Origin of the sequence: Halorubrum sp. SS7, assembly GCF_005435055.1 — an archaeon.
GTDB lineage: Archaea > Halobacteriota > Halobacteria > Halobacteriales > Haloferacaceae > Halorubrum > Halorubrum salinarum.
This window is the reverse complement of the sequence record NZ_SGXV01000005.1, coordinates 189,274-213,065: the sequence shown is the minus strand read 5'-3', so window position 1 is coordinate 213,065 and position 23,792 is coordinate 189,274. Positions and strand designations below refer to the sequence as shown.

Annotated in this window: 21 protein-coding genes; 15 read left to right on the top strand and 6 right to left on the bottom strand. The window is 72.1% G+C overall.

The window, feature by feature from the left end:
* Positions 1 to 136 precede the first annotated feature (136 nt).
* A complete protein-coding gene (cofD, locus tag EXE44_RS08190; RefSeq protein ID WP_137716738.1) occupies positions 137 to 1,174 on the bottom strand; it encodes a 2-phospho-L-lactate transferase in 1,038 nt (345 codons plus the stop codon).
* 95 nt (positions 1,175 to 1,269) lie between these two features.
* On the opposite strand from cofD, the gene EXE44_RS08185 reads away from it, so the two are divergent.
* Positions 1,270 to 2,733 (top strand): APC family permease, encoded by a 1,464-nt coding sequence (locus EXE44_RS08185; protein ID WP_137716737.1) that lies wholly within the window; start codon positions 1,270 to 1,272, stop codon positions 2,731 to 2,733.
* A gap of 3 nt (positions 2,734 to 2,736) precedes the next feature.
* Positions 2,737 to 3,387 carry a TrkA family potassium uptake protein gene (locus EXE44_RS08180; protein ID WP_137716736.1) on the top strand — a complete coding sequence of 217 codons (651 nt, stop codon included), beginning with the start codon at positions 2,737 to 2,739 and terminating at the stop codon, positions 3,385 to 3,387.
* A 56-nt stretch (positions 3,388 to 3,443) separates the two neighbouring features.
* On the opposite strand, the gene EXE44_RS08175 is transcribed toward EXE44_RS08180, so the two are convergent.
* Positions 3,444 to 4,418 (bottom strand): isoaspartyl peptidase/L-asparaginase, encoded by a 975-nt coding sequence (locus EXE44_RS08175; RefSeq protein ID WP_137716735.1) that lies wholly within the window; start codon positions 4,416 to 4,418, stop codon positions 3,444 to 3,446.
* 169 nt (positions 4,419 to 4,587) lie between these two features.
* Here EXE44_RS08175 and EXE44_RS08170 point away from each other — a divergent pair, with 169 nt between their 5' ends.
* Both EXE44_RS08170 and icd read left to right on the top strand, forming a co-directional pair.
* Positions 4,588 to 5,592 (top strand): glycosyltransferase, encoded by a 1,005-nt coding sequence (locus EXE44_RS08170; RefSeq protein ID WP_137716734.1) that lies wholly within the window; start codon positions 4,588 to 4,590, stop codon positions 5,590 to 5,592.
* Between the two features lie 135 nt (positions 5,593 to 5,727).
* The gene (gene icd, locus EXE44_RS08165) at positions 5,728 to 6,990 is read left to right on the top strand and encodes an isocitrate dehydrogenase (NADP(+)) (RefSeq protein WP_137716733.1); all 1,263 of its coding nucleotides are present in this window, start codon (positions 5,728 to 5,730) and stop codon (positions 6,988 to 6,990) included.
* Positions 6,991 to 7,419: 429 nt separating this feature from the next.
* Here icd and EXE44_RS08160 read toward each other — a convergent pair whose 3' ends face one another.
* Entirely contained in the window at positions 7,420 to 7,833 is a 414-nt protein-coding gene (locus EXE44_RS08160; protein WP_137716732.1) for an Lrp/AsnC family transcriptional regulator, read from the bottom strand.
* A gap of 96 nt (positions 7,834 to 7,929) precedes the next feature.
* On the opposite strand from EXE44_RS08160, the gene carA reads away from it, so the two are divergent.
* Both carA and surE read left to right on the top strand, forming a co-directional pair.
* The gene (gene carA / locus EXE44_RS08155) at positions 7,930 to 8,991 is read left to right on the top strand and encodes a glutamine-hydrolyzing carbamoyl-phosphate synthase small subunit (RefSeq protein WP_137716731.1); all 1,062 of its coding nucleotides are present in this window, start codon (positions 7,930 to 7,932) and stop codon (positions 8,989 to 8,991) included.
* A gap of 245 nt (positions 8,992 to 9,236) precedes the next feature.
* On the top strand, positions 9,237 to 10,121 hold the full coding sequence (gene surE / locus EXE44_RS08150) for a 5'/3'-nucleotidase SurE (RefSeq protein ID WP_137716730.1): 885 nt from the start codon (positions 9,237 to 9,239) through the stop codon (positions 10,119 to 10,121).
* Between the two features lie 57 nt (positions 10,122 to 10,178).
* Here the strand turns inward: surE and EXE44_RS08145 are convergent, their stop codons facing one another.
* Positions 10,179 to 10,415, bottom strand: coding sequence for a hypothetical protein (locus tag EXE44_RS08145; RefSeq protein WP_121563394.1), 237 nt, complete (start codon positions 10,413 to 10,415; stop codon positions 10,179 to 10,181).
* A 358-nt stretch (positions 10,416 to 10,773) separates the two neighbouring features.
* On the opposite strand from EXE44_RS08145, the gene EXE44_RS08140 reads away from it, so the two are divergent.
* Both EXE44_RS08140 and EXE44_RS08135 read left to right on the top strand, forming a co-directional pair.
* Complete coding sequence (locus EXE44_RS08140; RefSeq protein WP_137716729.1) at positions 10,774 to 12,546, top strand: glutamate--tRNA ligase; 1,773 nt, start codon at positions 10,774 to 10,776, stop codon at positions 12,544 to 12,546.
* Positions 12,547 to 12,638: 92 nt separating this feature from the next.
* Positions 12,639 to 12,968 (top strand): ferredoxin family protein, encoded by a 330-nt coding sequence (locus tag EXE44_RS08135; protein ID WP_137716728.1) that lies wholly within the window; start codon positions 12,639 to 12,641, stop codon positions 12,966 to 12,968.
* A 446-nt stretch (positions 12,969 to 13,414) separates the two neighbouring features.
* Here the strand turns inward: EXE44_RS08135 and tmcA are convergent, their stop codons facing one another.
* A complete protein-coding gene (gene tmcA, locus EXE44_RS08130) occupies positions 13,415 to 15,688 on the bottom strand; it encodes a tRNA(Met) cytidine acetyltransferase TmcA (RefSeq protein WP_137716727.1) in 2,274 nt (757 codons plus the stop codon).
* Between the two features lie 129 nt (positions 15,689 to 15,817).
* Between tmcA and EXE44_RS08125 the strand changes: the two genes are divergently transcribed.
* Complete coding sequence (locus EXE44_RS08125) at positions 15,818 to 16,264, top strand: UPF0179 family protein (RefSeq protein ID WP_053770592.1); 447 nt, start codon at positions 15,818 to 15,820, stop codon at positions 16,262 to 16,264.
* A 30-nt stretch (positions 16,265 to 16,294) separates the two neighbouring features.
* On the opposite strand, the gene EXE44_RS08120 is transcribed toward EXE44_RS08125, so the two are convergent.
* Entirely contained in the window at positions 16,295 to 17,020 is a 726-nt protein-coding gene (locus EXE44_RS08120) for a nucleoside phosphorylase (protein ID WP_137716726.1), read from the bottom strand.
* Positions 17,021 to 17,207: 187 nt separating this feature from the next.
* On the opposite strand from EXE44_RS08120, the gene EXE44_RS08115 reads away from it, so the two are divergent.
* The 6 genes from EXE44_RS08115 (at position 17,208) to EXE44_RS08090 (ending at position 23,762) form a co-directional block, all read left to right on the top strand.
* Positions 17,208 to 17,396, top strand: coding sequence for a hypothetical protein (locus tag EXE44_RS08115; RefSeq protein WP_137716725.1), 189 nt, complete (start codon positions 17,208 to 17,210; stop codon positions 17,394 to 17,396).
* A gap of 97 nt (positions 17,397 to 17,493) precedes the next feature.
* On the top strand, positions 17,494 to 19,332 hold the full coding sequence (locus EXE44_RS08110; protein WP_137716724.1) for a hypothetical protein: 1,839 nt from the start codon (positions 17,494 to 17,496) through the stop codon (positions 19,330 to 19,332).
* Positions 19,333 to 19,415: 83 nt separating this feature from the next.
* A complete protein-coding gene (locus tag EXE44_RS08105; RefSeq protein WP_137716723.1) occupies positions 19,416 to 20,969 on the top strand; it encodes a carboxypeptidase regulatory-like domain-containing protein in 1,554 nt (517 codons plus the stop codon).
* Positions 20,970 to 21,046: 77 nt separating this feature from the next.
* Positions 21,047 to 22,390 (top strand): hydroxymethylglutaryl-CoA synthase, encoded by a 1,344-nt coding sequence (gene hmgB / locus EXE44_RS08100; protein WP_137716722.1) that lies wholly within the window; start codon positions 21,047 to 21,049, stop codon positions 22,388 to 22,390.
* 123 nt (positions 22,391 to 22,513) lie between these two features.
* Positions 22,514 to 22,969, top strand: coding sequence for a 30S ribosomal protein S19e (locus EXE44_RS08095; RefSeq protein WP_137716721.1), 456 nt, complete (start codon positions 22,514 to 22,516; stop codon positions 22,967 to 22,969).
* Between the two features lie 316 nt (positions 22,970 to 23,285).
* Entirely contained in the window at positions 23,286 to 23,762 is a 477-nt protein-coding gene (locus EXE44_RS08090) for an MOSC domain-containing protein (protein WP_137716720.1), read from the top strand.
* The last annotated feature ends 30 nt before the right edge of the window (positions 23,763 to 23,792 follow it).

Sequence of the window (23,792 nt, the reverse complement as noted above, 5' to 3'; positions counted from 1 at the left end):
CGGGCGGCCCGGGCCCACGCGGCGTCGGCGGCGCCGCTGAGGCTCGCGGCGACGAGGAACGGATCGCCGTCGGTCGGCGCGCCGCTCCCGCCGTCATCGCTCTCGTCTGACGCTTCCCGCTCGCTCCCGCTCCGGGTCACTCCGCGCCCTCCCGCGGCGGCGGCGCGTCCGCCGCGTCGTCGTCGACCGCCGCCAGCGCGCGCTCGCAGGCGCGAGCGACGCGCTCGGCGTCGTCCGCGTCGTCGATTTCGGTGTCGGTGCGCTCGATGTGTCGGTCGAGTTCGGTCGGGTCCGCGTCGTCGAGGACGAACGCGTCCGCGAACGGGTACGCCGCCGCCACGCCCGCGGTCGAGGGCTCGCGGCCGACGCCGGCCATCAGGTCCGCGGCCGGCCCGGAGAACACCTCGTCGCCGACGAACGGCGAGACGGCGACGACGGGCGTCTCCCGGAGCGCGCGCTCGAACCCGGGGAGCGCCAGCATCGGCCCGATGCTCGTCACCGGGTTCGAGGGGCCGATCACGACCGGGTCGTCGAGCGCCGCCAGCACGGCGTCGGTCGGCTCGGCGTCGTCCGCGCCCCGGAACTCCACGTCGGCGACCGCGGGCTCGCCGCGCCGCGCGACCCAGTACTCCTGGAAGTGGAGCGTCTCGCCGGCCTCGGTGTGGACCAGCGTCGCGACCGGGTTGTCGGACATCGGGAGGAGGTCGACGTCGAGGCCGAAGGCGTCCGCGAGCGTCCGGACCGCGGCCGTGAGCGTGTGCCCCTCGTCGAGCAGGCCCGTCCGCGTGAGGTGGACCGCGCGGTCGCGGTCGCCGATCTCCATGAACTCGGCAACCGCCGAGAACCGCCGCCACCGGGCGATCTCCCGGCCCGCGGTCTGCGCGTCGGCGTCGAGGTACCGTGGGCCCGCTTCGAGTCCGGCCGCCTCGGCGAGCCGGCCGAGCTCCGCGTGGGTCGCGGTCGTGTCGCCGTCGATCCCCCACCACGTCTCGCGGTCGAGGACGCCGCCGCCCGCGAACAGCACGGTGTCGACGTCCGGGCAGACGAGGTGGCCGCCCAGCTCGACGTCGTCGCCGGTGTTGGCGACGACCGCCGTCTCGGCGGGCTCCCACACCCGGGCCGCGCCGTCGAGGAGCTTCGGCGTGCCCGTTCCCCCGGCGAGGAAGGTTACCATACCGGCGCAAGGCGACGCCCGGATTTGTATCCTCGCCTCGCGCGGCGGCCCCGACGGCCAAACAACTATTCGCGTGGGGACGGTGGGACACGACGATGAGTGCCGGTGAGCGCGCGCCAGCTGCCGAACTCGGGCTGCTGGACGCGACGATGATCGGGATGGGGGCGATGATCGGCGCCGGGATATTCGTCTTGACCGGGCTCGCGGCCGAGATCGCCGGGCCCGCGGCGATCCTCGTCTTCGTGTTCAACGGGATCGTCACGGCGTTCACGGGGCTCTCGTACGCCGAGCTCGCCGCCTCGATTCCGAAGTCCGGCGGCGGGTACGCCTTCGTCCGCGAGACGTTCGACGACCTCCCCTCGTTCCTGATGGGGTGGATGCTCTGGTTCGCGTACATGATCGCGGGCGGGCTCTACGCGCTCGGGTTCGCGCCGAACTTCCTGGAGCTGCTCCACGTCTACGGGGTCACGGCCGCCCCGGGACAGGTCGGCGCGATCGCGGTGCCGCTCCTCCCGGTATCGATCCCGGCTGCGGTCGGGCTCGCGCTCGTCGCGGTCGCGCTCCTCGTGACGGTCAACGCCCTCTCGACGGCCGCGAGCGGCAGCGCGGAGACGCTGTTCACGGCCGTCAAGGTCGCCATCCTCGTCGTCTTCGTCGCCTTCGGGTTCCTCTCGGCCGGCGGCGGCGGGGAGACGAGCTTCACCTTCCAGCAGTTCGACCCGCTGTTCCCCGCCGGGAACTCCGCGTTCTCGATCCTCCCGGCGATGGGCCTGACGTTCATCGCCTTCGAGGGGTACGACCTCATCACGACCGTCACCGAGGAGGTCGAGAACCCGCGCGAGAACATCCCGCGAGCGATCTTCTACAGCCTCGGCGCCACCGTGATCGTCTACGCGCTGGTCGTCGTCGTCGCCATCGGGACCCTCGGCGCGCAGGGGCTCGCCGAGGCCGGCGAGGCGGGGATCGCGCAGGCCGCCACCTCCTTCATGCCGACCGGGCTCCCGATCATCCGGAACGGCGGCGCCCTCATCGTCTTCGGCGCGGTCTTCTCGACGCTGACGGCGCTGAACGCGGTCGTCATCGCCTCCTCCCGGGTCGCCTTCTCGATGGGGCGAGAGGGGCAGCTGCTCCCGCGGATCGGCCGCATCCACCACCGGTACGGCACCCCGTTCTTCGCCATCCTCCTCAGCGCGGTCGTGATGCTCGGGTCCGTCGTCCTGCCGACCGAGAGCGCCGGCAACGTCTCCAGCCTCTTCTTCCTGCTCTCGTTCATCGTCGTCAACGCGGCCGTGATCAAGCTCCGCCGCGACCGCCCGAACATGCGCCGCCCGTACGAGATGCCGTACTACCCCATCCCGGCGGTGCTCGGGATCGCGTTGAACCTCCTGCTCACCGGCGTCCTCGTGGTGTACCTCGTCCGGACCGACCCCCTCGCGCTGGCGCTGAGCGTCGGCTGGATCCTCGCGGGCGTCGCCGCGTACTACGCCCTGCGCGGCCGCGGCGAGGGCGCGGCCCCGGCGAGCACGGACAGTTCTAATGCGGAGGCCGGCGACGGCTGACACATGGACGGGAACTTCCGGATCGTGATCGCCGGCGGCGGCCGCGTCGGGAACCGGGTCGCCCACATCCTCGACGACAGGGGCCACGACGTGACCGTCGTCGAGCGGGATCCAGAGCGGGCCGAGGCGCTCTCGGACGACTACGTCGCCACGGTGATCGAGGGCGACGCCACGCGCCCGGGCGTCCTCGAACAGGCGGGGTTAGAGCGCGCCGACGTGGTCGCCGCGCTGACGAGTCAGACCGGGACGAACCTGGCGGTCTGCCTGTTGACCCGCGAGCTCGCCCCGGACACGCAGACGGTCGTCCGGACGGAGAGCGAGCCGGGCGCGGAGTTCGACCGCTTCGTCGACGAGGTTATCTTCCCGGAGCGCGCCGGCGCCCGCGCCGCGGTGAACGCGATCGAACCCGACGTGAGCGCGCTCGAAGACGTGACCGGGACGCTCGACATCCTAGAGGTCCACGTCGCCGACGGCGCGCCCGTCGCCGGGCGCTCGCTCGACGAGGTGGCGCTGCCCCGCGGGAGCCTGATCGTCTCCGACGCCGCGGGCGACACCCTCGCGGGCGCGGAGACGGTGCTTCACGCGGGCGAGTCGTACCTCGTCGCCGTCGAGCCCTCCGTCGTCGACGAGGTGCTGAACCTCTTCCGCGGGTAGGCGCTGACGGGTCGCGCCGGTGAGCCGCGCCGGGCGGCGACGGGCCCGCCCGACTGTCACTCGCCGAGCGCGACGCTCGTCTGCATCCCCTCGGTGTTGAACGCGCTCCCGGCGGCCTCCGCGCCGGTCGCCGTCGGGTCGAGGACGATGACGCCCGCGCCCGAGCCGGTGACCGCCTCGAACTCCTCGATCGCGCGGTCGGCGGCGGCCTGCGCGCCGAGCCCCTCGTCGAGGAAGTCGACCGCGCGCCGCGAGAGCGTGACGCGCGCGATGTCCTCGCCCGCGCCGGTCGCGCTCGCCCCGCCCGCCTCGGTGCAGAAGAAGCCCGAGCCGACCTGCGGCACGTCGCCGACGCGCCCCGCGAGCGCGAACGACCGCCCGCCGGTCGAGGTGACCGCGGCGACGCGCTCGCCGTCGGTCGCGACGGCGCCGACCGTGTCGTGGTCGGGGGCGCGGCCCGACTCGGCCGCTCCCGCTTCCTCGTCGTCTCTCTCTACCGCCCCTTCGCCGTCGTCTTCGCCGTCTCCCGCCCCGCCCGCCTGGTCGTCGCCCGACCCGAACCGCGAGGCGAGCCAGTCGAGGTGCTCGCGCGTCGACCCCCGCGGCGGGTCCTCGGCCTCGTACCGCTCGCGCGTCTCGTCGGTGAGCAGGTCGGCGCCGGTCTCGACCCCGAAATCGGCGGCGAGGTCGACGGCGTGCTCGCCCGAGACGAAGCCGTGCGGCGTCTCGGAGTGGACGATCCGGGCGACGCTCGCGGCGTGCTCGACGCCCGGCATCGAGCAGGCCGCGCCGACCTCGCGGTCCGCGGTCATCACGCCGGCGTCGGTGCGGACGACGCCGTCAGACTGGACCGCGCCGCCGACGCCCGCGTTGAACCGCGGGTCCGATTCGAGGACGCCGACCGCCGACTCGACCGCGTCGAGCGGCGTCGCGCCCTCCGCGCCGCGCGCGGCCGCCTCGTCGAGGACCGCCTGTCTGGGCTCCGGGTCGTCCGGGGCGCCGCCGGCGCCGCCGTGAACGATGACTCGCATACCGGGGGCACCCGCGGCGGCCACATAAGCGCCCGGAAGGCGGCGGCCCGCTCGGGCGTTCACACGCGCACCGCGAGACCGGGGCGGCCGAGGCCGACGGTCGCGGGACGCGCCCGCGTTCGACTCCGTGACCGCCGGCGTTTACTCCCCGCCGCCCGAAGCGACCGACGTGACCGATTCGGATCCGACCGCGGGGTCGGGGCGCCCGACGCCGGTGTCGGTCCTGCTCCCGACCGTCCGCTGGACCGAGGCGTGCGACGAGGTGGCGGACCAGCTCCGCGGCCCGGCTGCGTTCGCCGCCGGTGACGCGGACGAGCGCGGGGGCGACCGCGCCGCCGACGAGCTCCTCGTGATCTGCGACTCGCCGGACGACCCGGTCGCGTCGCGCCGCGGCGACCTCCCGGACCGCGTCCGGATCCTCGTCGCCGGCGAGCCGCAGGGGTGCTCCGGGAAGGCGAACGCCATCGCGGCCGGGATGGAGGCGGCGGCGAACGACCGGATCGCGTGGACCGACGACGACTTCCGGCACCCGCCGGACTGGCTGGCGACGCTCGACGCCGACTACGACCGCCACGGCCCGACCACGGAGGTGCCGGTGTTCGTCGGCGAGGACCCACTCGCGCGGCTGTTCGAGCCGGCGTACGTCATCGGCGGGACGCTCGCGGTGTTCGCGGCCGGCGTCGCGTGGGGCGGCGCGGTGATATTCGAGCGCGACGACCTCCGCGACGGCGAGGCGGCGTTCCGCCGCGACCTCCGGCGCACCGTCAGCGACGACGGGACGCTCACCGAGCACCTCGACGTGTCGGCGGTCGACCGGACGCGCTACGTCCGCGCCGGCGGGTCGCTCCGGGGCTCGCTGGAGCGGTTCGTCCGGTTCCTGACGATCACCCGGTACCACGCGCCGGGGGCGACCGCGTTCAACGCGGCCTTCGGCGTCGCGATGGCCGCGCTGTGCCTGTTCGCGCCGTTCGTGGGGGTGCCCCTCGTCACCGCGCTCGCGGGGGCCGCGTACGCCAAGTTCGGAATCGCTCGCGCGACGTTCCTGCTCGCGGCGCCCGGCGTGCTGATCGCGCCGCCGCTGATGGCGTACGCGCTCGCCCGCCGGACCTTCGTGTGGGGCGGTCGCCGCTACCGCTGGCGGTCGATGTTCGACGTTGAGGTCGAGCCGGTCTGACCCCCGGACGGCCGCGGGGCGCCGGCCGGCCGCCGCGGGCGGCGCCCGGGGCGAAAACCGGCAAACGCTGCGAGCGCGACGCTCACGCCGAAAACGGCAGGCACTTTAGGGGGGCACAAAAATCCTCGAACGTTCATGAGCTACGACAAGGTCGACGTCCCCGACGACGGCGAAGCCATCACGCTCGCCGACGAGGAGACCGGCGAGCTGAACGTTCCCTCGAACCCGATCATCCCGATCATCCACGGCGACGGGATCGGTACCGACGTCGGGCCGGCCGCACAGCAGGTGCTCGACGCCGCCGCCGAGGCGACGGGCCGCTCCATCGCGTGGATGCGCGTCTACGCCGGCGCCAGCGCCCGCGAGAAGTACGACGAGAACCTCCCCGAGGACACCGTCTCGGCCATCCGCGACCACCGCGTCGCGATCAAGGGCCCGCTGACGACCCCCGTCGGCGCCGGGTTCCGCTCGCTGAACGTCGCGCTTCGTCAGACGCTCGACCTGTACGCGAACGTCCGTCCCACCTACCACCTCGAAGGCGTCCCGTCGCCCGTCAAGAGCCCCGAGAAGATGGACATGGTCACGTTCCGCGAGAACACCGAGGACGTGTACGCCGGCGTCGAGTGGGAGGCCGGCACCGACGAGGTCGAGGAGGTACGCGACTTCCTCGAAGACGACATGGGAATCGCGGACGTCATCCACGACGGCCCGGTCGGCATCGGCGTCAAGCCCATCTCCGAGTTCGGCTCGAAGCGCCTCGTCCGCGAGGCCATCGACTACGCGCTCGCCAACGACCGCGACTCGGTCACCCTCGTCCACAAGGGGAACATCATGAAGTTCACCGAGGGCGCCTTCCGCGACTGGGGCTACGAGGTCGCCGAGGAGGAGTACGGCGAGGACGTGATCACCGAAGACCAGCTCTGGGAGGACCACGACGGCGAGCAGCCCGAGGGTACCCTCGTCGTCAAGGACCGCATCGCGGACAACATGCTCCAGCAGCTCCTGACCCGCACCGAGGAGTACGGGGTCATCGCGACGATGAACCTCAACGGCGACTACATGTCCGACGCCGCCGGCGCCCAGATCGGCGGCCTCGGCATCGCGCCCGGCGCCAACTTCGGCCACGGCCGCTGTCTCGCCGAGCCGGTCCACGGCTCCGCGCCCAAGTACGCGGGCGAGGACAAGGTGAACCCCACCGCGATGATCCTCTCCGGCCGCGAGATGCTCGATTACCTCGGCTGGTCCGACGCCGCCGACCTCGTGCGCGACGCCGTCGAGGAGACCATCGCCTCCGGGAAGGTCACCTACGACCTCCACCGGCAGATCGAGGGCGGCGAGAAGCTCGCCACCAGCGAGTTCGCGGACGCCGTCGTCGAAAAGATCGACGAGCTGGCGTAGGCCGGTTCGGCGGCGTCGACCTCGCGGTCGACGACTCCGTTTTCTCTCTCTCTCTGCCTGCGGGCGTGAGCGGCGTCTTTACTTATAAACGACCGTTGTCAGTGGATCGACGGCGAACACCGTCAAAGCCCCAGCCGGGAGGCGGGCGCACGCTCGCTGCGGTCCTCACTCGGTCGCTCACTGCGTTCGCTCCCTCGTTGCGGTCCTTACGTCGCCTGCGCCCGCCTCCCGGCTGCCCCTTTGAGTCCCACCCCGTACCGCACCGCCCCGCACCGCTACCACACCTCACGCCTCCCCAGCCTCGTCGGTGGTCCGTCGCTCCGCTCCGGACCACCGACTCCCTCGCGGGCGGGCTCGCGGCCGCCGGTGGCGGCCGCTCGCAGGCGCGCCGCCGCGGATTCAGTTATAAGTTGTTGCCGCGTCGCCCGCCTACCCCAACCGCTCGTCGAGGATGAGCCGCGTCTTCGTCGACTTGACCTCGTCCATCTCCCGGGCCTTCGTGATCAGTTCGTTGACCGCGCGCGTGTCGACCGCGTCGACGACGAGGACGACATCCTCCTCGCCCGACACCTGCCAGACGAAGTCGACCTCCTCCCACTCGACCATCCGCTGGCCGACCTCGTCGGTGTTGACGTTCATCTCCACCGAGATCTCGATCATCGCCTTCACGTTCCCGGTGCGGGTCGTGACGGTGAACCGCTCGATCACGCCCTCCTCGGTCATGCGGTCGACGCGGTTGCGCACGGTGCCCTCGGAGGTCCCCACCCGGTCCGCGATCTCCGTGTACGGGGTCCGCGCGTCCCGTCGCAGGATCGAGAGGATCCGTCGGTCGAGGTCGTCCATACCACTGCCTTTCTCCCCGTCGCCTTACCCGTTACGAATATCGTAACGAACCTTCGAACGACGCATTTATTATCCACTGCGCGTACGTTTCTCGTAATGTCGGACGCCTACATCGCGCTGGCCGACGGACGCGTGCTCGAAGCGCGCGCCCGTGCGCCGGGGCGCACTCGCGGCGAACTGGTGTTCACGACCGCGTACACCGGCTACGAGGAGTCGCTCACCGACCCCTCCTACGCCGAGCAGATCCTCACCTTCTCGTACCCCCTCATCGGGAACTACGGCGTCCGAACCGAGCGGTTCGAGTCCGAGTCGGTCCAGCCCCGCGCGGCGATCGCCCGCGAGCTGACCGACGACGTCGCCGACTGGCTCGCCGGCGAGGGCGTGCCGGCCGTCGACCACGTCGACACCCGCGAGATCGTCACCACCGTCCGCGAGGAGGGCGCGATGGCCTGCGGGATCGCCGCCGGCCCGGACGCGACCCCCGAGGACGCGGTCGACGAGATGGAGGCGTGTAAGCCGATGAGCGACCACGTCGACATCGGCGCGCAGGTGTCGGTGACCGAGCCGACCGTCCACGAGGGCGGCGGCGACGTGGACGTGGCCTTGCTCGACTGCGGCGCGAAAGGCTCTATCATCTCCTCGCTCACCGACCGCGGCGCGGACGTCCACGTCCTCCCGTACGACGCGACCCCCGAGGACGTGGCCGCCGTCGAGCCCGACGTGCTCTTCGTCTCGAACGGCCCGGGCGACCCGGAGAACTTCGTCGCCGCGCAAAACGTGGTCGACGAGTTCGCGGGCGAGCTCCCCCTCGCGGGCATCTGCCTCGGCCAGCAGGTGATCACGAGCGCGCTCGGCGGCTCGACGGAGAAGATGGCGTTCGGCCACCGCGGCGTCAACCAGCCCGTCAAGGACCTCCGCACCGACAAGGTCGTGATGACCACGCAGAACCACGGCTACACGGTCGACGACACCGGCCCGCTGGAGGTGACGCAGGTGAACGTCAACGACGACACCGTCGAGGGGCTCGACAGCGAGGAGCTCGACGTCATCACGCGCCAGTACCACCCCGAGGCGAACCCCGGCCCGCACGACTCGCTCGGCTTCTTCGACGAGGTGCTGGACCTCGCGTCCTCGTCGCGTCGAGTGGCGGCCGACTGACCCGACGGTCCGAACGCCCCGTTCTCCGCGGTTCCGAGCCCTCCGCTGACCACACGGAGTACCACCCGGCCGACGCCCGCGACGTTCGTCCCCTTGCGCTCGTCTCCCTCTCGCGTTCGTTCCCCGTTTCCTCTCGCCTCGTCCTCTGTGCCCGGCTCGCTCCTCGCGCCCGTCACGCCCCGCGCCCGTCCCCCTCCTCGCCCCGGACCGGCGACGTTTTCTCCCGTCCCCGCGCACGGTGTCGTATGCCAACCGAGATCCTGCTCACCAACGACGACGGGATCGACGCCGTCGGCCTCCGGGCGCTGGCGGACGCGCTCTCCCGCGACTACGACGTGACGGTCGTCGCGCCCGCGACGAACCAGTCCGGCGTCGGCGGCGCGCGCTCGTGGTGGGACACGACGGTCGACTACACCGAGACCGACCGCGGCTACGCGGTCGAGGGGACCCCCGCGGACTGCGTCGCGGTCGCGGACGTGGCGCTCGACCTCGACCCCGACGTCGTCGTCTCCGGCTGTAACCACGGGCCGAACATCGGCGCGCACATCCTCGGGCAGTCCGGCACGGTCGGCGCCGCGATGGAGGCGTCGTTCCTCGGCACGCCCGCGGTCGCGGTCTCGCTGTACGACCGCGGCAACCTCCCCGTGCCGCCGACGCTCGACAACGGCGACTTCGCCGTCGCCGGCGAGGTCGTCGCCGACCTGCTCGACCGCGCCGCGGTCGGGAGCGACGGGGGGCTCGAACTCCCGTTCGGCGCCGACGTGCTGAACGTGAACGTCCCGGCCGCCGACGACGAGGCGGCGGCGGACCCGACCTACCGGCTGACCGAGCCCGCGCGCGGCTTCGACGTCATCGAGTTCCGTCCGGGCGAGGAGGGGCCCGAGGAGGAGAACGTCCCGGAGGGGTGGGAGTTCGGCGAGCGGCGCGGCGAGATGGGGATGGAGCTCCGCGACCGCTTCTGGCGGGAGTTCCTGCGCGGGAACGTTCAGGACGACCCCGGCTCGGACCGCCGCGCGGCCGTCGAGGGCGAGGTGAGCATCTCGCCGCTGTCGAGTTCCCGGTCCGTCGCGGGCGAGCGGACGGGCGAGCTCGTCGACCCCGCTCCGGGCGCCGAGACGGGCGCCGACTGACCGGTCGCGCCGCTCGGGCGGGAAGCTGACGCGACAGAAACGGTCGACCGATCGAGTTCAGCGCCGCGGGCGCCGACGCCCGCTCCCGGCGAACTCCGCCGCGAGGCGACCGAGGTACCACACGACCACGAGGCCGAGGCCGAACCCGGCCCCGGCCGCCGCAAGCAGCTCGACCGGCGTCGGGTCCAACTGGAGGGCGATAAGCGGCGGCGTGGCCGTGACGATCGCGAGCAGCACGAGCCTGATCTTCCGGTTGCCGGCGTCTCGCTCCGCCTCGGAGATTGGTCCTACCACCGCGATCCCCCCCGCGTTCCGACGGCGACCGACGCGACGCTCATGCGTCACCCACGCTCCCGGCGACCATCAAGGCGACGAACCCGTTCGGTCCGCCCGGCGCGACGCCCGGTCGACGCGGCGACCGACTACGCCGATCGGACCCGATCGGTGAAAAGCGTCTCGACCGTTCACGCCGGTCGCGGGCCGTCGCCGGCGTGAACGGTCTGGGCCGTTTAAACCCGTCCGACCGCTCGTGTCGAGTGCCCCTACCCGCTCCCGGGCCGCCACCGGCGCCCGCCGCCCCGGCGGTCCCTCGGGATCCGCCCCTCCCCGCCGTTTCGCGGCGTTTTTGACCCGACCCCGACAAGCGACGCCCATGGACGACGAACTCCGCGAGCGCGTCGCGGCGGCCGGCGAGGCCGCGGCGCTCTACAACGCGCTCAAGCACGGCAGCGACCCGGACGTGGGCGCGATCATGGGCCCGATCATGGGCGAGAACCCCGAGTTCCGCCCGCACGGCGACGAGATCCCGGGCGTCCTCGCGCCGGTCGTCGACGAGGTCGGCGAGATGGACGAGGCGGCGCGCCGGGAGCGGCTCGGCGAGCTCGCCCCCGAGCGGCTCGCGGAGCTCGAGGCCGACGAGGAGGAGGACGAGCGCGTCCTCCCCGACCTCCCGAACGCCGAGGACGGCGAGGTCGTGATGCGCGCCGCGCCCAACCCGAACGGCCCGTGGCACGTCGGCCACGCGCGGATGCCCGCCGTCATCGGGACGTACAAGGAGCGCTACGACGGCGAGTTCATCTGCCGGTTCGACGACACCGACCCGGAGACGAAGCGGCCCGACCTCGACGCGTACGACGCCATCCTCGACGACATCGAGTACCTCGGCTTCGAGCCGGACCGCGTGCTCCGCGCGTCCGACCGGCTGGAGACGTACTACGACCACGCCCGCGACCTGATCGACGCCGGCGGCGCCTACACCTGCTCGTGTTCCGGCGACGACTTCTCGGAGCTGAAGAACGCCGGCGAGGCGTGTCCGCACCGCGGGAAGGACGCCGAGACGGTTCACGAGGAGTTCGACGCCATGGTCGACGGCGAGTACGGCTCCGGCGAGATGGTGCTCCGCGTGAAGACCGACATCGAGCACAAGAACCCCGCCCTCCGCGACTGGGTCGCCTTCCGGATGATCGACACGCCGCACCCGCGCGAGGCGGCCAGCGAGTACCGCTGCTGGCCCATGCTCGACTTCCAGTCCGGCGTCGACGACCACCTCACGGGCGTCACCCACATCATCCGCGGCATCGACCTCCAGGACTCCGCGAAGCGCCAGCGGTTCGTCTACGACTACTTCGGCTGGGAGTACCCCGAGGTGCTCCACTGGGGCCACGTCCAGGTCGACGAGTACGACGTGAAGCTGTCCACGTCGACGATCAAGCAGCTCATCGCGGACGGCGAACTGACGGGCTGGGACGACCCGCGCGCCCCGACGATCCAGTCGATGCGCCGCCGCGGCATCCAGGGTCAGGCGCTCGTCGACTCGATGACGGAGCTCGGCATGTCCACCTCCGATGTCGACCTCGCGATGTCGTCCGTCTACGCGAACAACCGCGACCTGGTCGACGACGCGGCGAACCGCTACTTCTTCGTCCGCGACCGCGAGGACGCCCCCGCGGTCGAGCTCCCGGTCGTCGACGGCGACGCGCCCGCGCCCGAGGCCGGTCACCCGCCGCTCCATCCCGACCACCCGGACCGCGGCGACCGCGAGGTGCCCGCCGGGACGGTCGTCGTCGAGTCGCCGGACCTCCCGAGCGAGGGCGAGCGCGTCTGGCTGAAGGGGTACGGCTGCGTCCGCTACGAGGGCGACGAACTGGCCTTCCTCGACGCCGACATCGACGTCGTCCGCGAGGGCGACGTGGACGTGATCCACTGGGCGCCGGCCGACGAGGGCCTCGACACCCTCCTCCGCACGGTCGACGGCGACGTTCGAGGCGTCGCCGAGCCCGCCCTCGCCGACGTCGAGCCCGACACCGTGGTCCAGTTCGTGCGCGTCGGCTTCGCCCGGGTCGACGCGTTCGAGCCCGCGGCGACCGACGAGGATGACGGCCCGGACGGCACCGAGGACGCGCTGGCGTACTACGCGCACCCGTAGATCGGTCGCCGGGCGGCCGGCCGCCCCCGCTCGGCCGACCGAATCCGTTCGTCGCGGAGTTTAAACCCGCGACCGGCGAAGCGAGGGCAACGATGGCCATCGACTCGAACTTCGAAACGAACCGCGAGCAGGTCGGCGAGGAGGACGGCGTCGCCGTGTGGGGCCCGGTCGAACCGCCCGAGAAGCAGGGGATCCGCGGCACCCACGTCGCGGTCGACTTCGACATCTGTCTCGCGGACGGCGCGTGCTTAGAGGACTGCCCGGTCGACGTGTTCGAGTGGGTCGACACGCCCGGCCACCCCGAGTCCGAGCGGAAGGCGAACCCCGCCGACGAGGACCAGTGTATCGACTGTATGCTTTGTGTGGACGTGTGTCCGGTCGACGCCATCGACGTCGACCCTGGACGCGAGAACCGGATCTAATCGGTCGGTGTCGGCGTTGGCGGCACGGTGAGTCTCCCGCGTCTCGGTCGCTCACTTTCTCCCCGGTCGACCGCGACCGCCGCCAAAGCCCCAGTCGCCCGGACATACGTCGGTGAATACTGATCGACGGCGAACGCCGCCAAAGCCCCAGCCGTGAGGCCGCCGTACGCTCGCTGCGCGCTTCACTCGGTCGCTCACTCCGTTCGCTCCCTCGTTTCAGTGCTTGCGTCGCCTACGGCGGCCTCACGGCTGCCCCTTCGAGCCCCACCCAGACCGCACAGCCCCGCACCTCACGCCTCCCCAGCCTCGCGGCTCACGCTTCGCGGCTTCGCCGCTCGCGTTCGCCGCGTCCCTCGCGCGTGCGACTCGCGGCCGTCGCTTCGCTCCGGCCGCTCGCCGGCACGCGCCACCGCGGACCTATGTATGAATAGCCGCCGCCTGCCCGCTCACTCGTTCGAAAATCGCTCCCGTTCCGCGAGCGCGAACTCGGTCCCGTACCGCTCCACGATGGGGACGTAGGCGTCGCCGAGCGCGCGCATACACGCGCTCGTCGAGACGTAGTCGAGTTCGTCGGCGACCCCCTCCCACGGTCGGCCCTGGAGGACCTTCCGGACGAGCAGGCGCTCCTCTCGGTCGTCGAGCGCCGGTTCCCCGTCGATCAGCGCCGCGAGCGCGAGGTCCCGGAACGCGCCGGGCGCGGTGTCGTACATCCCCGGCCCGACCGAGGCGCCGACGACGGAGCGCCACTCGGTCTCGGTGAGGTCGACCGGTGCGGGCGCGGGGCACGCGCGGAGCGCCCCGCGGACCACGTCCGGGTCCACGTCGCGGTGCGCGTCCGAGAGCCCGTCGCGCTCCCGGTCTCGGAAGGCGACCGCGTGCCGGTCGAGCAGATCGCGGCCGGCCGCGGTCTCCGGACGCAGCATCACCGCCGAGTACTCGCCCGAGGCGTCGTTGCGGCTCGTCGAGAGATGGACGGTCCGGTAGCCCGCCCGGCGCCAGAAGCGGAGCAGCCGCGGCGTCGCGCCGTAGCCGACCGAGAAGTAGTCGAGGCCGCCCGCGAACTCCGCGTGGACCTCGTCGAGCAGCCGCGTGCCGAACCCCGCGTCCCGGAGCGCGTGGTGGGTCGCGATCCGGACCGTCCGCAGGCCCCGCGGCGCGGCGGCCTCCTCGTCGCGCAGTTGGCTCGTGAGCACGTCCGGCACCATGTTGCCGCGGACGCGCTCGCCCTCGTACATCCCGCGGCGCGTCGCGGCGTCGAGCCCGCCCTCGCGCGCGAGCAGCGCGACCGCGACCACGCGCCCGTCCGCGACGAGCGCCCGGGCGACGAGGTTCGGCGCGTCGAGCAGCCGCGCGAGGTCGTTCGGCTCCGTCCGGTAGTGGGCGGCGACGAGCAGGCCGAACGCCTCGCCGAGCAGCGTCTCGTCGGCGCACAGGTCGTCCGGGTCGAGCGCGCGGTAGGTCGCGTCGCCGACCGCCGCATCGTCGACCGCCGCGTCGACCGCGGGCCGAGCGTCGAGGAGGAGCGCGCGCGACGCCCACGCCTCGACGGGGTCGTCCCGCGCGTACCGGATCGGCTCGTCGAGCCGCACGTCCCGGACCGCGAACCGGGAGTCGAGCAGGCGCTCGCGGAACCGGACCGCGAACCCGCGGCCCGCGCCCTCGTAGCCGTGGACCGTCGTACAGAACGCGACCGCCGGCGCGTCGAGGAACCCCTCCAGCAGCCGCACCGGGAGCGCGGCCGCCTCGTCGACGACCGCCGCGTCCGCCTCGCCGGCGACGTCCGCCGCGGCCGCGGGCGGGAGGAACCGGACGCGACCGCCGGCCCGAGTCCGGATCTCGCGCTCGTCCGCCTCATTGTCGCCGCCGTCGCCGTCGGCCTCGGTCCCGATCAACTCCCGGGCTCGCGCGAACACCTCCGCGGCGTTCCGGAACGCGGGGGCGGTGACGAGCACGTCGCGGCCCGCGGTAGCGAGCGCGCCGGCCGCGAGCCCGGCCGCGCTCGACTTCCCGCGCCCCCGGTCCGACTCGACCACGACCGCGGCGCCGGGGTCGGCGAGAGACTCGAACGCGCGCAGCGCCCGTGACTGGTCGGCGGTGAGGCAGGCTCCGTACGCGGCCGCGGGAAACGCTGCGCCCGGTGGCGCGCGTCGCGCGCCGCCGGCGTCGGCCGTCTCGTCGCGCTCGTCGCCCGCGTTCCCCGTCAGCCCGTCGCGCTTCAGGACGTCGCCGGTCGGGTCGCCGCCGAGCGCGACGACCGCGACCCCGGGATGTGTCCGGAGCGTCGCGACGAGGCGCTCGCGGAACCGCCCCGTCACGTCGTCGATGCCGAACGGCGGCACCGCCAGCGAGTCGTCGAACCGGTCGCGGATCCCGGGCCAGTCGTCGAGCGGGGGCGTCAGGAGGACGAGGAGGCCGCCGCCGTCGACCGCGCCGACCGCCCGGCCGAGCGCGTTCGGGACGAACCGCTCGTGGCAGTCGAGCACGACCGCTTCGCGGGTGCGGCCGAGGAGCTCGTCGGCGTTCCGCGGGCGCGTCTCCTCGAACCGGAACCCCTCGCGCGTCGAGACCATCGTCACGTCCCCGTCGTCGACCCCGAGCGACTCGACCGCGTCGTAGGCCGCGTCGACCCCGCGCTCGCGGTCGCCCGCGAGCACGAGGACGCGCCGCTCGTTCGCCCGCTCGGCCTCGGCGCGCAGGTCGCGCGCGACTCCCGCGATCATCTCCGCTCGTCGTTGCCGAGGCGAGCGGATGTGTCTTGCCCTCCGCGCCGCCGTCCGCCGCGTTCCGACCGGTCCGCCGACGGCCGCGAAGGCGGGAGGCTTACGGACGCTCGGCGCGTCGCTCCGGGCATGACCACGGTCACGCTCATCGGGACCCGGCTCGCGGACGTGGGCCGCGAGTTCGTCTACGAGGGGGAATCGGCCGACTGCGAGGGGTGTCCCTACCGCGGCCAGTGTCTCAACCTCTCCGAGGGCACCCGCTACCGGGTGACCGGGATCCGCGAGAACGCGCAGACGCTCGACTGCGCCGTCCACGACGCGGGCGTCCGCGCGGTCGAGGTCGAGCCCGCCTCCGTCCCCGCGAACGTCCCCGCGAAGCGCGCGTACGCCGGGAGCAAGGCGTCGCTCGCCGGCCCCTGTCCGCACACCGAGTGCCCGAGCCACGGCTACTGCGTCCCCGACGGCGCCGACTTCGACGAGGAGCGCGTCATCGACCAGGTGCTCGGCGACCCGCCCCACGAGACGTGCGCGCTCGACCGCGACCTGACGCTCGTGGAGTTCCGCGCGGAGGAGTGAGGAGCCGGAGCGGGCCGACCGTCCGGAGCGTTACAGCGACGTGACCGCGTTCAGCGTGATCCGAATCGCGCGCTCGACGTTGTCCTTCGCCTTCGCCGGCAGCTCGTCGTCGGAGTCCGCGCCCTTCTGTGACCCCGCGACGAGGTTCCCGTCGACGGTGCAGATGGCGCCGGCGGCGAGCCCCTTGCGCCGCGCGAGCGAGAAGACGGTCGCCGCCTCCATCTCGATCGCGAGCAGGTTGGCGTCGTTCCAGTCGGCCACGTACTCGTCGTCCTCGTTGTAGAACGCGTCGTCGGAGACGATGGGGCCGACGTGGATCTCCTCGCCGTTCTCCTCGGCCGCCCCGACGAGCCCCGTGAGCACGTCGTAGTCCGGGACCGCGGGGTACACTTCGTCCTCGTAGCGCTTGCTCGTCCCCTCCTCCTTCGCCGCGCCGGTCGCGACGACCATGTCGCCGACCTCCATGTCCGGCTGGAGCGCCCCGCAGGTGCCACACCGGACGAACGTCTCGACGCCGACCCGCGAGAGCTCCTCGACGGCGATGGCCGCGGAGGGGCAGCCGATCCCGGTCGAGCAGATCGTCAGGTCGACGCCCTCGTACGTCGCGTTGACGACCTTGTACTCGCGGTTCTGCGCGACGACCTCGCTGTCGTCACAGAGGTCCGCGATCCGGTCGACGCGCCCCGGGTCGCCCGGGATGACCGCGACCTCGTGTACGTCGCCCTCCTCGACCAGCAGATGCGGCTGTTTCGCCATACGCGCGCCAACAGCCGCCGCGCGCAAAAACGGACCGGTCGGCGGGCCCGGATCGCGCCGCGGTGCGGATTTGATATCGCGCTATGTGCTTTATCAGTGTGCGATCTCGGCGCCGTTCGCCCCCGAACGAGCACGGCGGGTCCGGTCGAACCGCCTCGTTTATCGCGCGACGGCTCGACGTTCAGATATGCCCGACGCCTCGGCGGACCTCGGCTCGACGCTCGGCGCGCTGGCGGTCGCGTTCGTCCTCGTCACGCTCGTCGCCGGGACGCTCTTCGGCTTCAACTGGACGCAGGCGGTGCTGCTCGGCGGGTTCGCCGGCGCCGTGGCCGTCGCGTCGGCGTGGCTGACGGCCCGGCGGTCGGGGGACGACTAGCCGTCTTCGCCGCCGGCGCTCGGCCGCACTCGCCCAAGTATCGCGACTGAGAGGTCGGACGGAGGATTTTATACCCGCTCGGCGTCGACCTCTCACAATGCGATTCAGTCGCGACCGTCGGGGCCAGTCGGTCGTGGTCGGGACGGTGATCCTGTTCGGGTTCCTGATCGTCGCGCTCGGGGTCTTTCAGGTCCAGGTCGTCCCGACGGAGAACGCGAATGTCGAGTTCGAGCACAGCCAGGCGGTCGAGGACGACTTCGGCGACCTCCGGAACGACGTTCTCAGGGCGGGATCGACCGGGTCGACGGGGTCGACGCAGATCCGGTTGGGGACGCGGTACCCGGCCCGGACGTTCTTCATCAACCCGCCGCCCGTGTCGGGGTCGCTCTCGACCGAGCCGACGGGGTCGATACGGGTCTCCAACGCGACGGTCGGCGACGGCGCCCACCCGAACGCCGCCGCGTTCTGGAACACGACCCCGACGTTCCCGACGCGCTCGCTCCGCTACGACGCGGACTACAACGAGTTCGACGGCGCCCCGGAGCTCGTCTACGAGCACTCCGTCGTCGCCGCCGAGTTCGACGACGCGGTCCTGCTCCGGACGGGGCAGACGGTCGTCTCCGACGGCCGGGTTTCGCTGACGGCGCTGACCGGCTCGGTCTCGGAAAGCGGCGTCGCCCCCCAGAGCGTCGACCCGCGTGCGGTCTCGGCGAGCGACACCACCGTCCCGCTCGAACCGACCGGCGGGAACGTCACCCTCGAACTCCCGACCGCGGTCGGGAACGCCTCTCGGCTCGCGGACCGCTGGAACCGGGCGCTTCCGGCGGGCGCGACCGCGGCGCCGAACGCGACCGGCGAGGCGATCCGGGTCACGCTGGCGAACGGCTCGGACCCCTACCGACTGGCGCTCTCCGAGGTGTCGCTCGACGCGACCGGCGAGACGGAGCCGGCGTACGTCGTGCCGGTCGGCTCCGAGAGCGCCGCGGTCGGTGAGACCGTCGCGGTCGAGGTCCGCGACCGCTATAACAACCCGGTGCCGGACGCGACGGTGTCGTTCGGCGGTGAGAACCGGACCACGGGCGACGAGGGACGGGCGTTCTTCGAGCCGACCGCGAGGGGGCCGCTCGTCGCGGCGATCAACGGCTCCGCGGGGCCCGTCTACGAGTCGGTGACGTTCGACGTGTCCGCGGGCGGTGGCGGCGCAGCGAACCGGACGTACGACGTCGAGTGGGACGAGATCGATCCCATCCAAGTCGAAGAGGGAACGAGCGAAGCGCTCGACATTCTGGTCTCCGACGCCGTCTCCGGCACCCGACTAAACGACGCGGCTGTCGACGTCTCGTTCGCGCCTCAGGGGGCGGTGAGCGGGCTTCCGAGCGTTCCCGACCCACCCGAGACGGACGCTAACGGTCGAACGACCGTCAGCACGTTCGATACCAACGAGGCGAGCGCGGGCGACAACTTCACGCTCTACGCGACCGCCGGCGACGACGTCGACCGGCTCACCGTGGAGGTAGTCGCCGCCGGCGGACCCACGAGGCTGTACCCGGACACCGCTACGGAGCTCCAGGGTAGCATCACCGACTTCCCCAACATGCAGGACGAGGACGGAACGGTCGCCGTCTTCGACGGCCAGGGTTCGAACGCGTTCGACGTCGAAACGACGACCCAATCCGTTCCCTCCGGTAGTTACACGTTGGAACTGGGCGTCGGGACGGTCGATCTTCAGGGCAGTTCCGGCGGCATCGACGTGGTGGTCGAAGACGAGAGCGGGGCCGTCCTCGGGTCGACGACGCTCGAAGACGGTGACTCGAACTCCGTCGTGTCCTTCAACGTGGGAACGATCGACCCCGAGCAGGACGTCACGGTCCGGTACACGGCGGACAGGCAGAACGACGACCTCGAGATCGACTACCAGCGGTTGGTCGAGCAGTAGCGGTCCACCGGACTGTTATCGCTGCTGATAGGTACGGCCGTTTGTTGATATACCACGCCCGAATCGGTTGAGCCACGACCAGCATGTCCCGTCCCACAACCGCCCGCGCACAGTCGGAGACGGTCGGGATAATCCTCCTCGTCGCCGTCTTCGTCGTGAGCGCGAGCGCCATCGGGGTCGCTTACGTCGGGGGCGTGGGCTCCGACACTGACGAGGTCGTCGTCTCCGCGGAGCTCAGCGCCGACGGGACCGACCTCCGCGTCGACCACCTCGGCGGCGACGCGCTCCCGAACGGCGAGCTCGCGGTCGTCGTCAGGGCGGACGGGAACGCCACTCGCTACCCGTTCGCGCCGCCCGCGGGGGAGTTCGCGCCCGGCGAGCGACGCACGTTCTCGGACGCGCTCGTCGCGAACGCGACGAACGAGGTCGCGCTCTACCACGAGGCCTCGGGCGAGCGGATAGCGCGGACGACCCTCGCGCCGACGGCGACACCGTCGCCGGCGGCCGAGACGGGGTCGATCGAGGGCGTCGTCGTCGGTCCCGGCGCGGCCGCGACCCGGGTCGCGTCGGGCGCTTCGCTCGGGCTCCGGCCGTCCGTCGTGCCGCTCTCCGGCGCGACGGTCGCCGTCGACGGCGCCGGCCGCGTCGCCGAGGCCCGGACGGGGGTCGGCGGCGCCTACCGGATCGACGGGCTCGAACCGGGCGAGTACGAGGTGTCGGCGACCGCGCCCGGGCTCGCCGTCTCGGCGACGACCGTCGAGGTCGAGCCGAACGAGACGGCGACCGTGGACTTCCGGCTCGACCCGCTCCGGCCCGCCGAGTTCGCGGTCGAGATCGCCGGCGTCGACGCGCGGGTCGACGCGGGCGACCCGGTCACCGTGGACGCGACCGTCGAGAACGTCGGGGACGAGCGGGGGACGGAGACCGTCGAACTGCGCGTCGGCGACGAGCGGGTCGACTCCGTCGAGCTCCCGCTCGACGCCGGCGAGTCCCGGACCGTCTCGCTGCGCTGGCAGACCCTCCCGACCGACGCCGGCGAGGAGACGCTGACCGTCGATGCGGGCGACGACGCGGCCACGACGACCGTCGAAGTCCTCGACGCTGCGACTGACGCGGTCGCGTACGTCGACCGCGACGGCGACGGCGACCCGGACGAGACGTACACCGCCGTCGAACTCGCCTTCCTCGGCGCCGTCGACGGCCACCTCGTCGTGTACGACGACGTCACCGTCCAGACTCCGGTCGGCGCGACCGCGGACCGCGTCACGGTCCGCGACGGCGTGACGGTCCGGGCGAACGGGATCGACCTCACCGCCGCGGGCGACCTTTCGGTCGGGCAAGACGCCGTCCTCGACGCCTCGTCGCGCGGTTTCCTCTTCGCCGGCGCCGGCGACGTCTCGCTGCGGGCCGGCGGCGACCTCGACGCCCGCGACGCGGCCGTCACCACCTCCGCCGGCGCGCTGTTCGCCAGCGCGGGCGACATCGCCCTGACCGCCGGCGGGGACGCGGACCTCCGCGACGGGACGTTCGAGGCGGTCGGCGTGGGCTTCTTCGGGCGGAGCGACGGCCGGATCACCGTCACAGCGGGCGGAACGGTCCGGACCGAGGGCGCCTCCTTCGACCCGCCGCGGGAGTGAGGCGTCGGCACGGCACTTCCACGATCGACGTACTCGCCATCGACAAAGCCATATGCCAGTCCCGTGAACGACCGTGTATGACCGCAGTCGGGATCGACGGCGTCGAGATCTGGACCGGGAAGCTCAAGCTCGACCTGCCGGGCACGTTCGCGCCGGAGCAGGGCGACGACCCCGAGAAGTACACGAAGGGGCTCGGGCTCAACAACTCCTCGTTCCCCGACGTGTACGAGGACATCGTCACGATGGGCGCGAACGCCGCCAAGGGGCTGATGGACCGGAAGGGGCTCGAACCCGAGGACGTCGGCCGGATCGACGTCGCTACCGAGTCAGCGTTCGACCACTCGAAGCCGGTGTCGACGTACATCGCGGGCTGTCTCGAACAGGTGTACGACGGCGACTTCACCCACGCCAACAAGGGCGAGCGCAAGTTCGCCTGCCTCGCCGGTACGCAGGCGATAGACGACGCGTACAACTGGATCCGAGCGGGCCGGAACCGCGACCGACCGGCGATCGTCATCACCACCGACACGGCGCTGTACGCCCGCGGCGACCCCGGCGAGGCGACGCAGGGCGCCGGCGCCGTCGCGATGCTGATCGACGAGGACCCCTCGATCGTCGAGCTCTCGACCGACCAAGGGTACGGGTCGAAAGACGAGACGGACTTCCTCAAGCCGAACCAGCAGTTCCCGAGCGTCGACGGGAAGCGGTCGGTCCAGGTGTACCTCTCCCGGATGCGCGAGGCCTTAGAGGACTACGAGTCCGTCACCGACGACATCGAACTGGAGGACTTCGCGTACGCCCCGTTCCACACGCCGTTCCCCGGGATGGTCCGGAAGGCGGCGCTTCTGGCCTACCGGCACGTCATCCGCGACACCGACCACGAGGACGCGCTGGCCGGCGAGATCGGCCGTCAGCCCCGCGAGCACGAGTACGACGACCGCGAGGCCTACGAGGAGGCGATCCGCGGCTACATGGACGACCTGAAGACGACCGAGCAGTACCAGTCGTGGTACGACGCGGCCGTCGAGCCGACGCTCGGGCTCTCTCGGGAGGTCGGTAACTGGTACACCAGCTCCGTCCACATCGCCCGCGTGAGCGCCCTGCGCGACGCCCTGACCCGCGACCGCGACTTCGTCGACGAGACGCTGCTCGTCGCCTCCTACGGCTCCGGCGCGCAGGCCGAGATCCACGCCGAGACGATCCGCGAGGGGTGGCGCGCGGAGGTCGAGGCGCTCGACATCGACGCCCAGCTCGACGCCCGCTACGACCTCACGTGGGACGAGTACGAGGACGTTCACGACGTCCACGAGTACGACGCCGACCTCGGCCGCGAGATCGAGGAGTTCACCCAGCCCGACGGTGAGTTCGTCTTCACCGGTTGGGGTCGGATGAACGAGCGGCAGTACGAGTACGTCGAGTAGCGCCGCGCGGCTCCGCCCGGATCCGCGAGCCCCCCGCAGCGGCCCGCAGCACCGTGAAAACGGCTCACACGGGCCGTACGCGATACGATGGTTTTAAACGACGCTGGCGTGAATCGAGACCCAATGGTAACCATCTACGACGTGCCGGCCGACGACCTCATCGAGGCCGTCGCCGCGCGACTCGAGGACCGCATCGACGAGCCGGACTGGGTGGAGTTCGCCAAGACCGGCGCCGGCAAGGAGCTCCCGCCGGAGCAGGACGACTTCTGGTACGTCCGCTCCGCGAGCCTCCTGCGGAAGGTCGCCCAGAACGAGCCGATCGGCATCGAGCGGCTCGCGACCGAGTACGGCTCGAAGAAGCGCGGTTCGAACCGCTACGTCGTCCGTCCCCCGGAACACGAGGGCGGCTCCCGGAACCTCATCCGCACGGCGCTGCAGGCGCTCGAAGAGGAGGGCCTCGTCACCACCGCCTCCGGCGAGGGCCGCCGCCTCTCCGACGAGGGCGAGGCGTTCCTCTCGGAGGTCGCGACCGAGGTCTTCGAGGACCTCGACCGGCCGGAACTCGAACGCTACGCGTAAGCCGTTTCTCTCGTTTCTGCTCGCGTAACCCGCTTAGCCACCGCTTTTTCCCCAACTCCGGGCACGCCGCGCCGATCTCGCGAGCGATCGCTCCGACCGTCCGGTTCGGCCTCGATACGCGCCATACACCTGATGTCGCTATATCGAATTACGATCGGGCGGGTCCGACACCCGACGCGCAGTCGCGCCGGCGCGTCGCCGCGGACGGACGCCGCCCGTCGCCGCGTTCCCGACTCTCGCTCCGCCGCTCTCCCTGACTCTCATCCCGCCGCTAGCTTCTTGATCCCGCGCGCCGGAGTTCGTCTGTGAGTCGCGAATGACGGGATCAGGCGTCGGCACGGTCGAACGGATTCACGTCGCCTCGGGGACGGGCGGCGAGCCGGAGCCGCGGGAGGCGGTCGAAGCGGTCGCGGACCGCGGCCTCAGGGGCGACCGCTACTTCGACGGCGACGGGATCTACAACGAGCAGGCGGACCTGGAGCCGAGCGACGTGACGTTCATCGCGGCGGAGGCGCTCGCGGCCGCGGCCGAGGAGTACGGCGTCGACCTCGACGCGGGCGCCCACCGGCGCAACGTCACGACGCGCGGCGTCGCCCTCGACGAACTGGTCGGCGAGCGGTTCCGGGTCGGCGAGGCGGTCGTCGAGGGGACGGGCCACTGCGAGCCGTGCGGCTACATGGCGGATCTCGCGGAGCAAGCGGACGCGGCGACCGCCCTCGACGGCCGCGGCGGGCTCGACGCCCGGATCGTCGAGTCGGGGACGATCGCGGTCGGCGACGAGGTCGTCCGATAGGCACTCGACGGCGGCAGGAGAGGAGGGCGG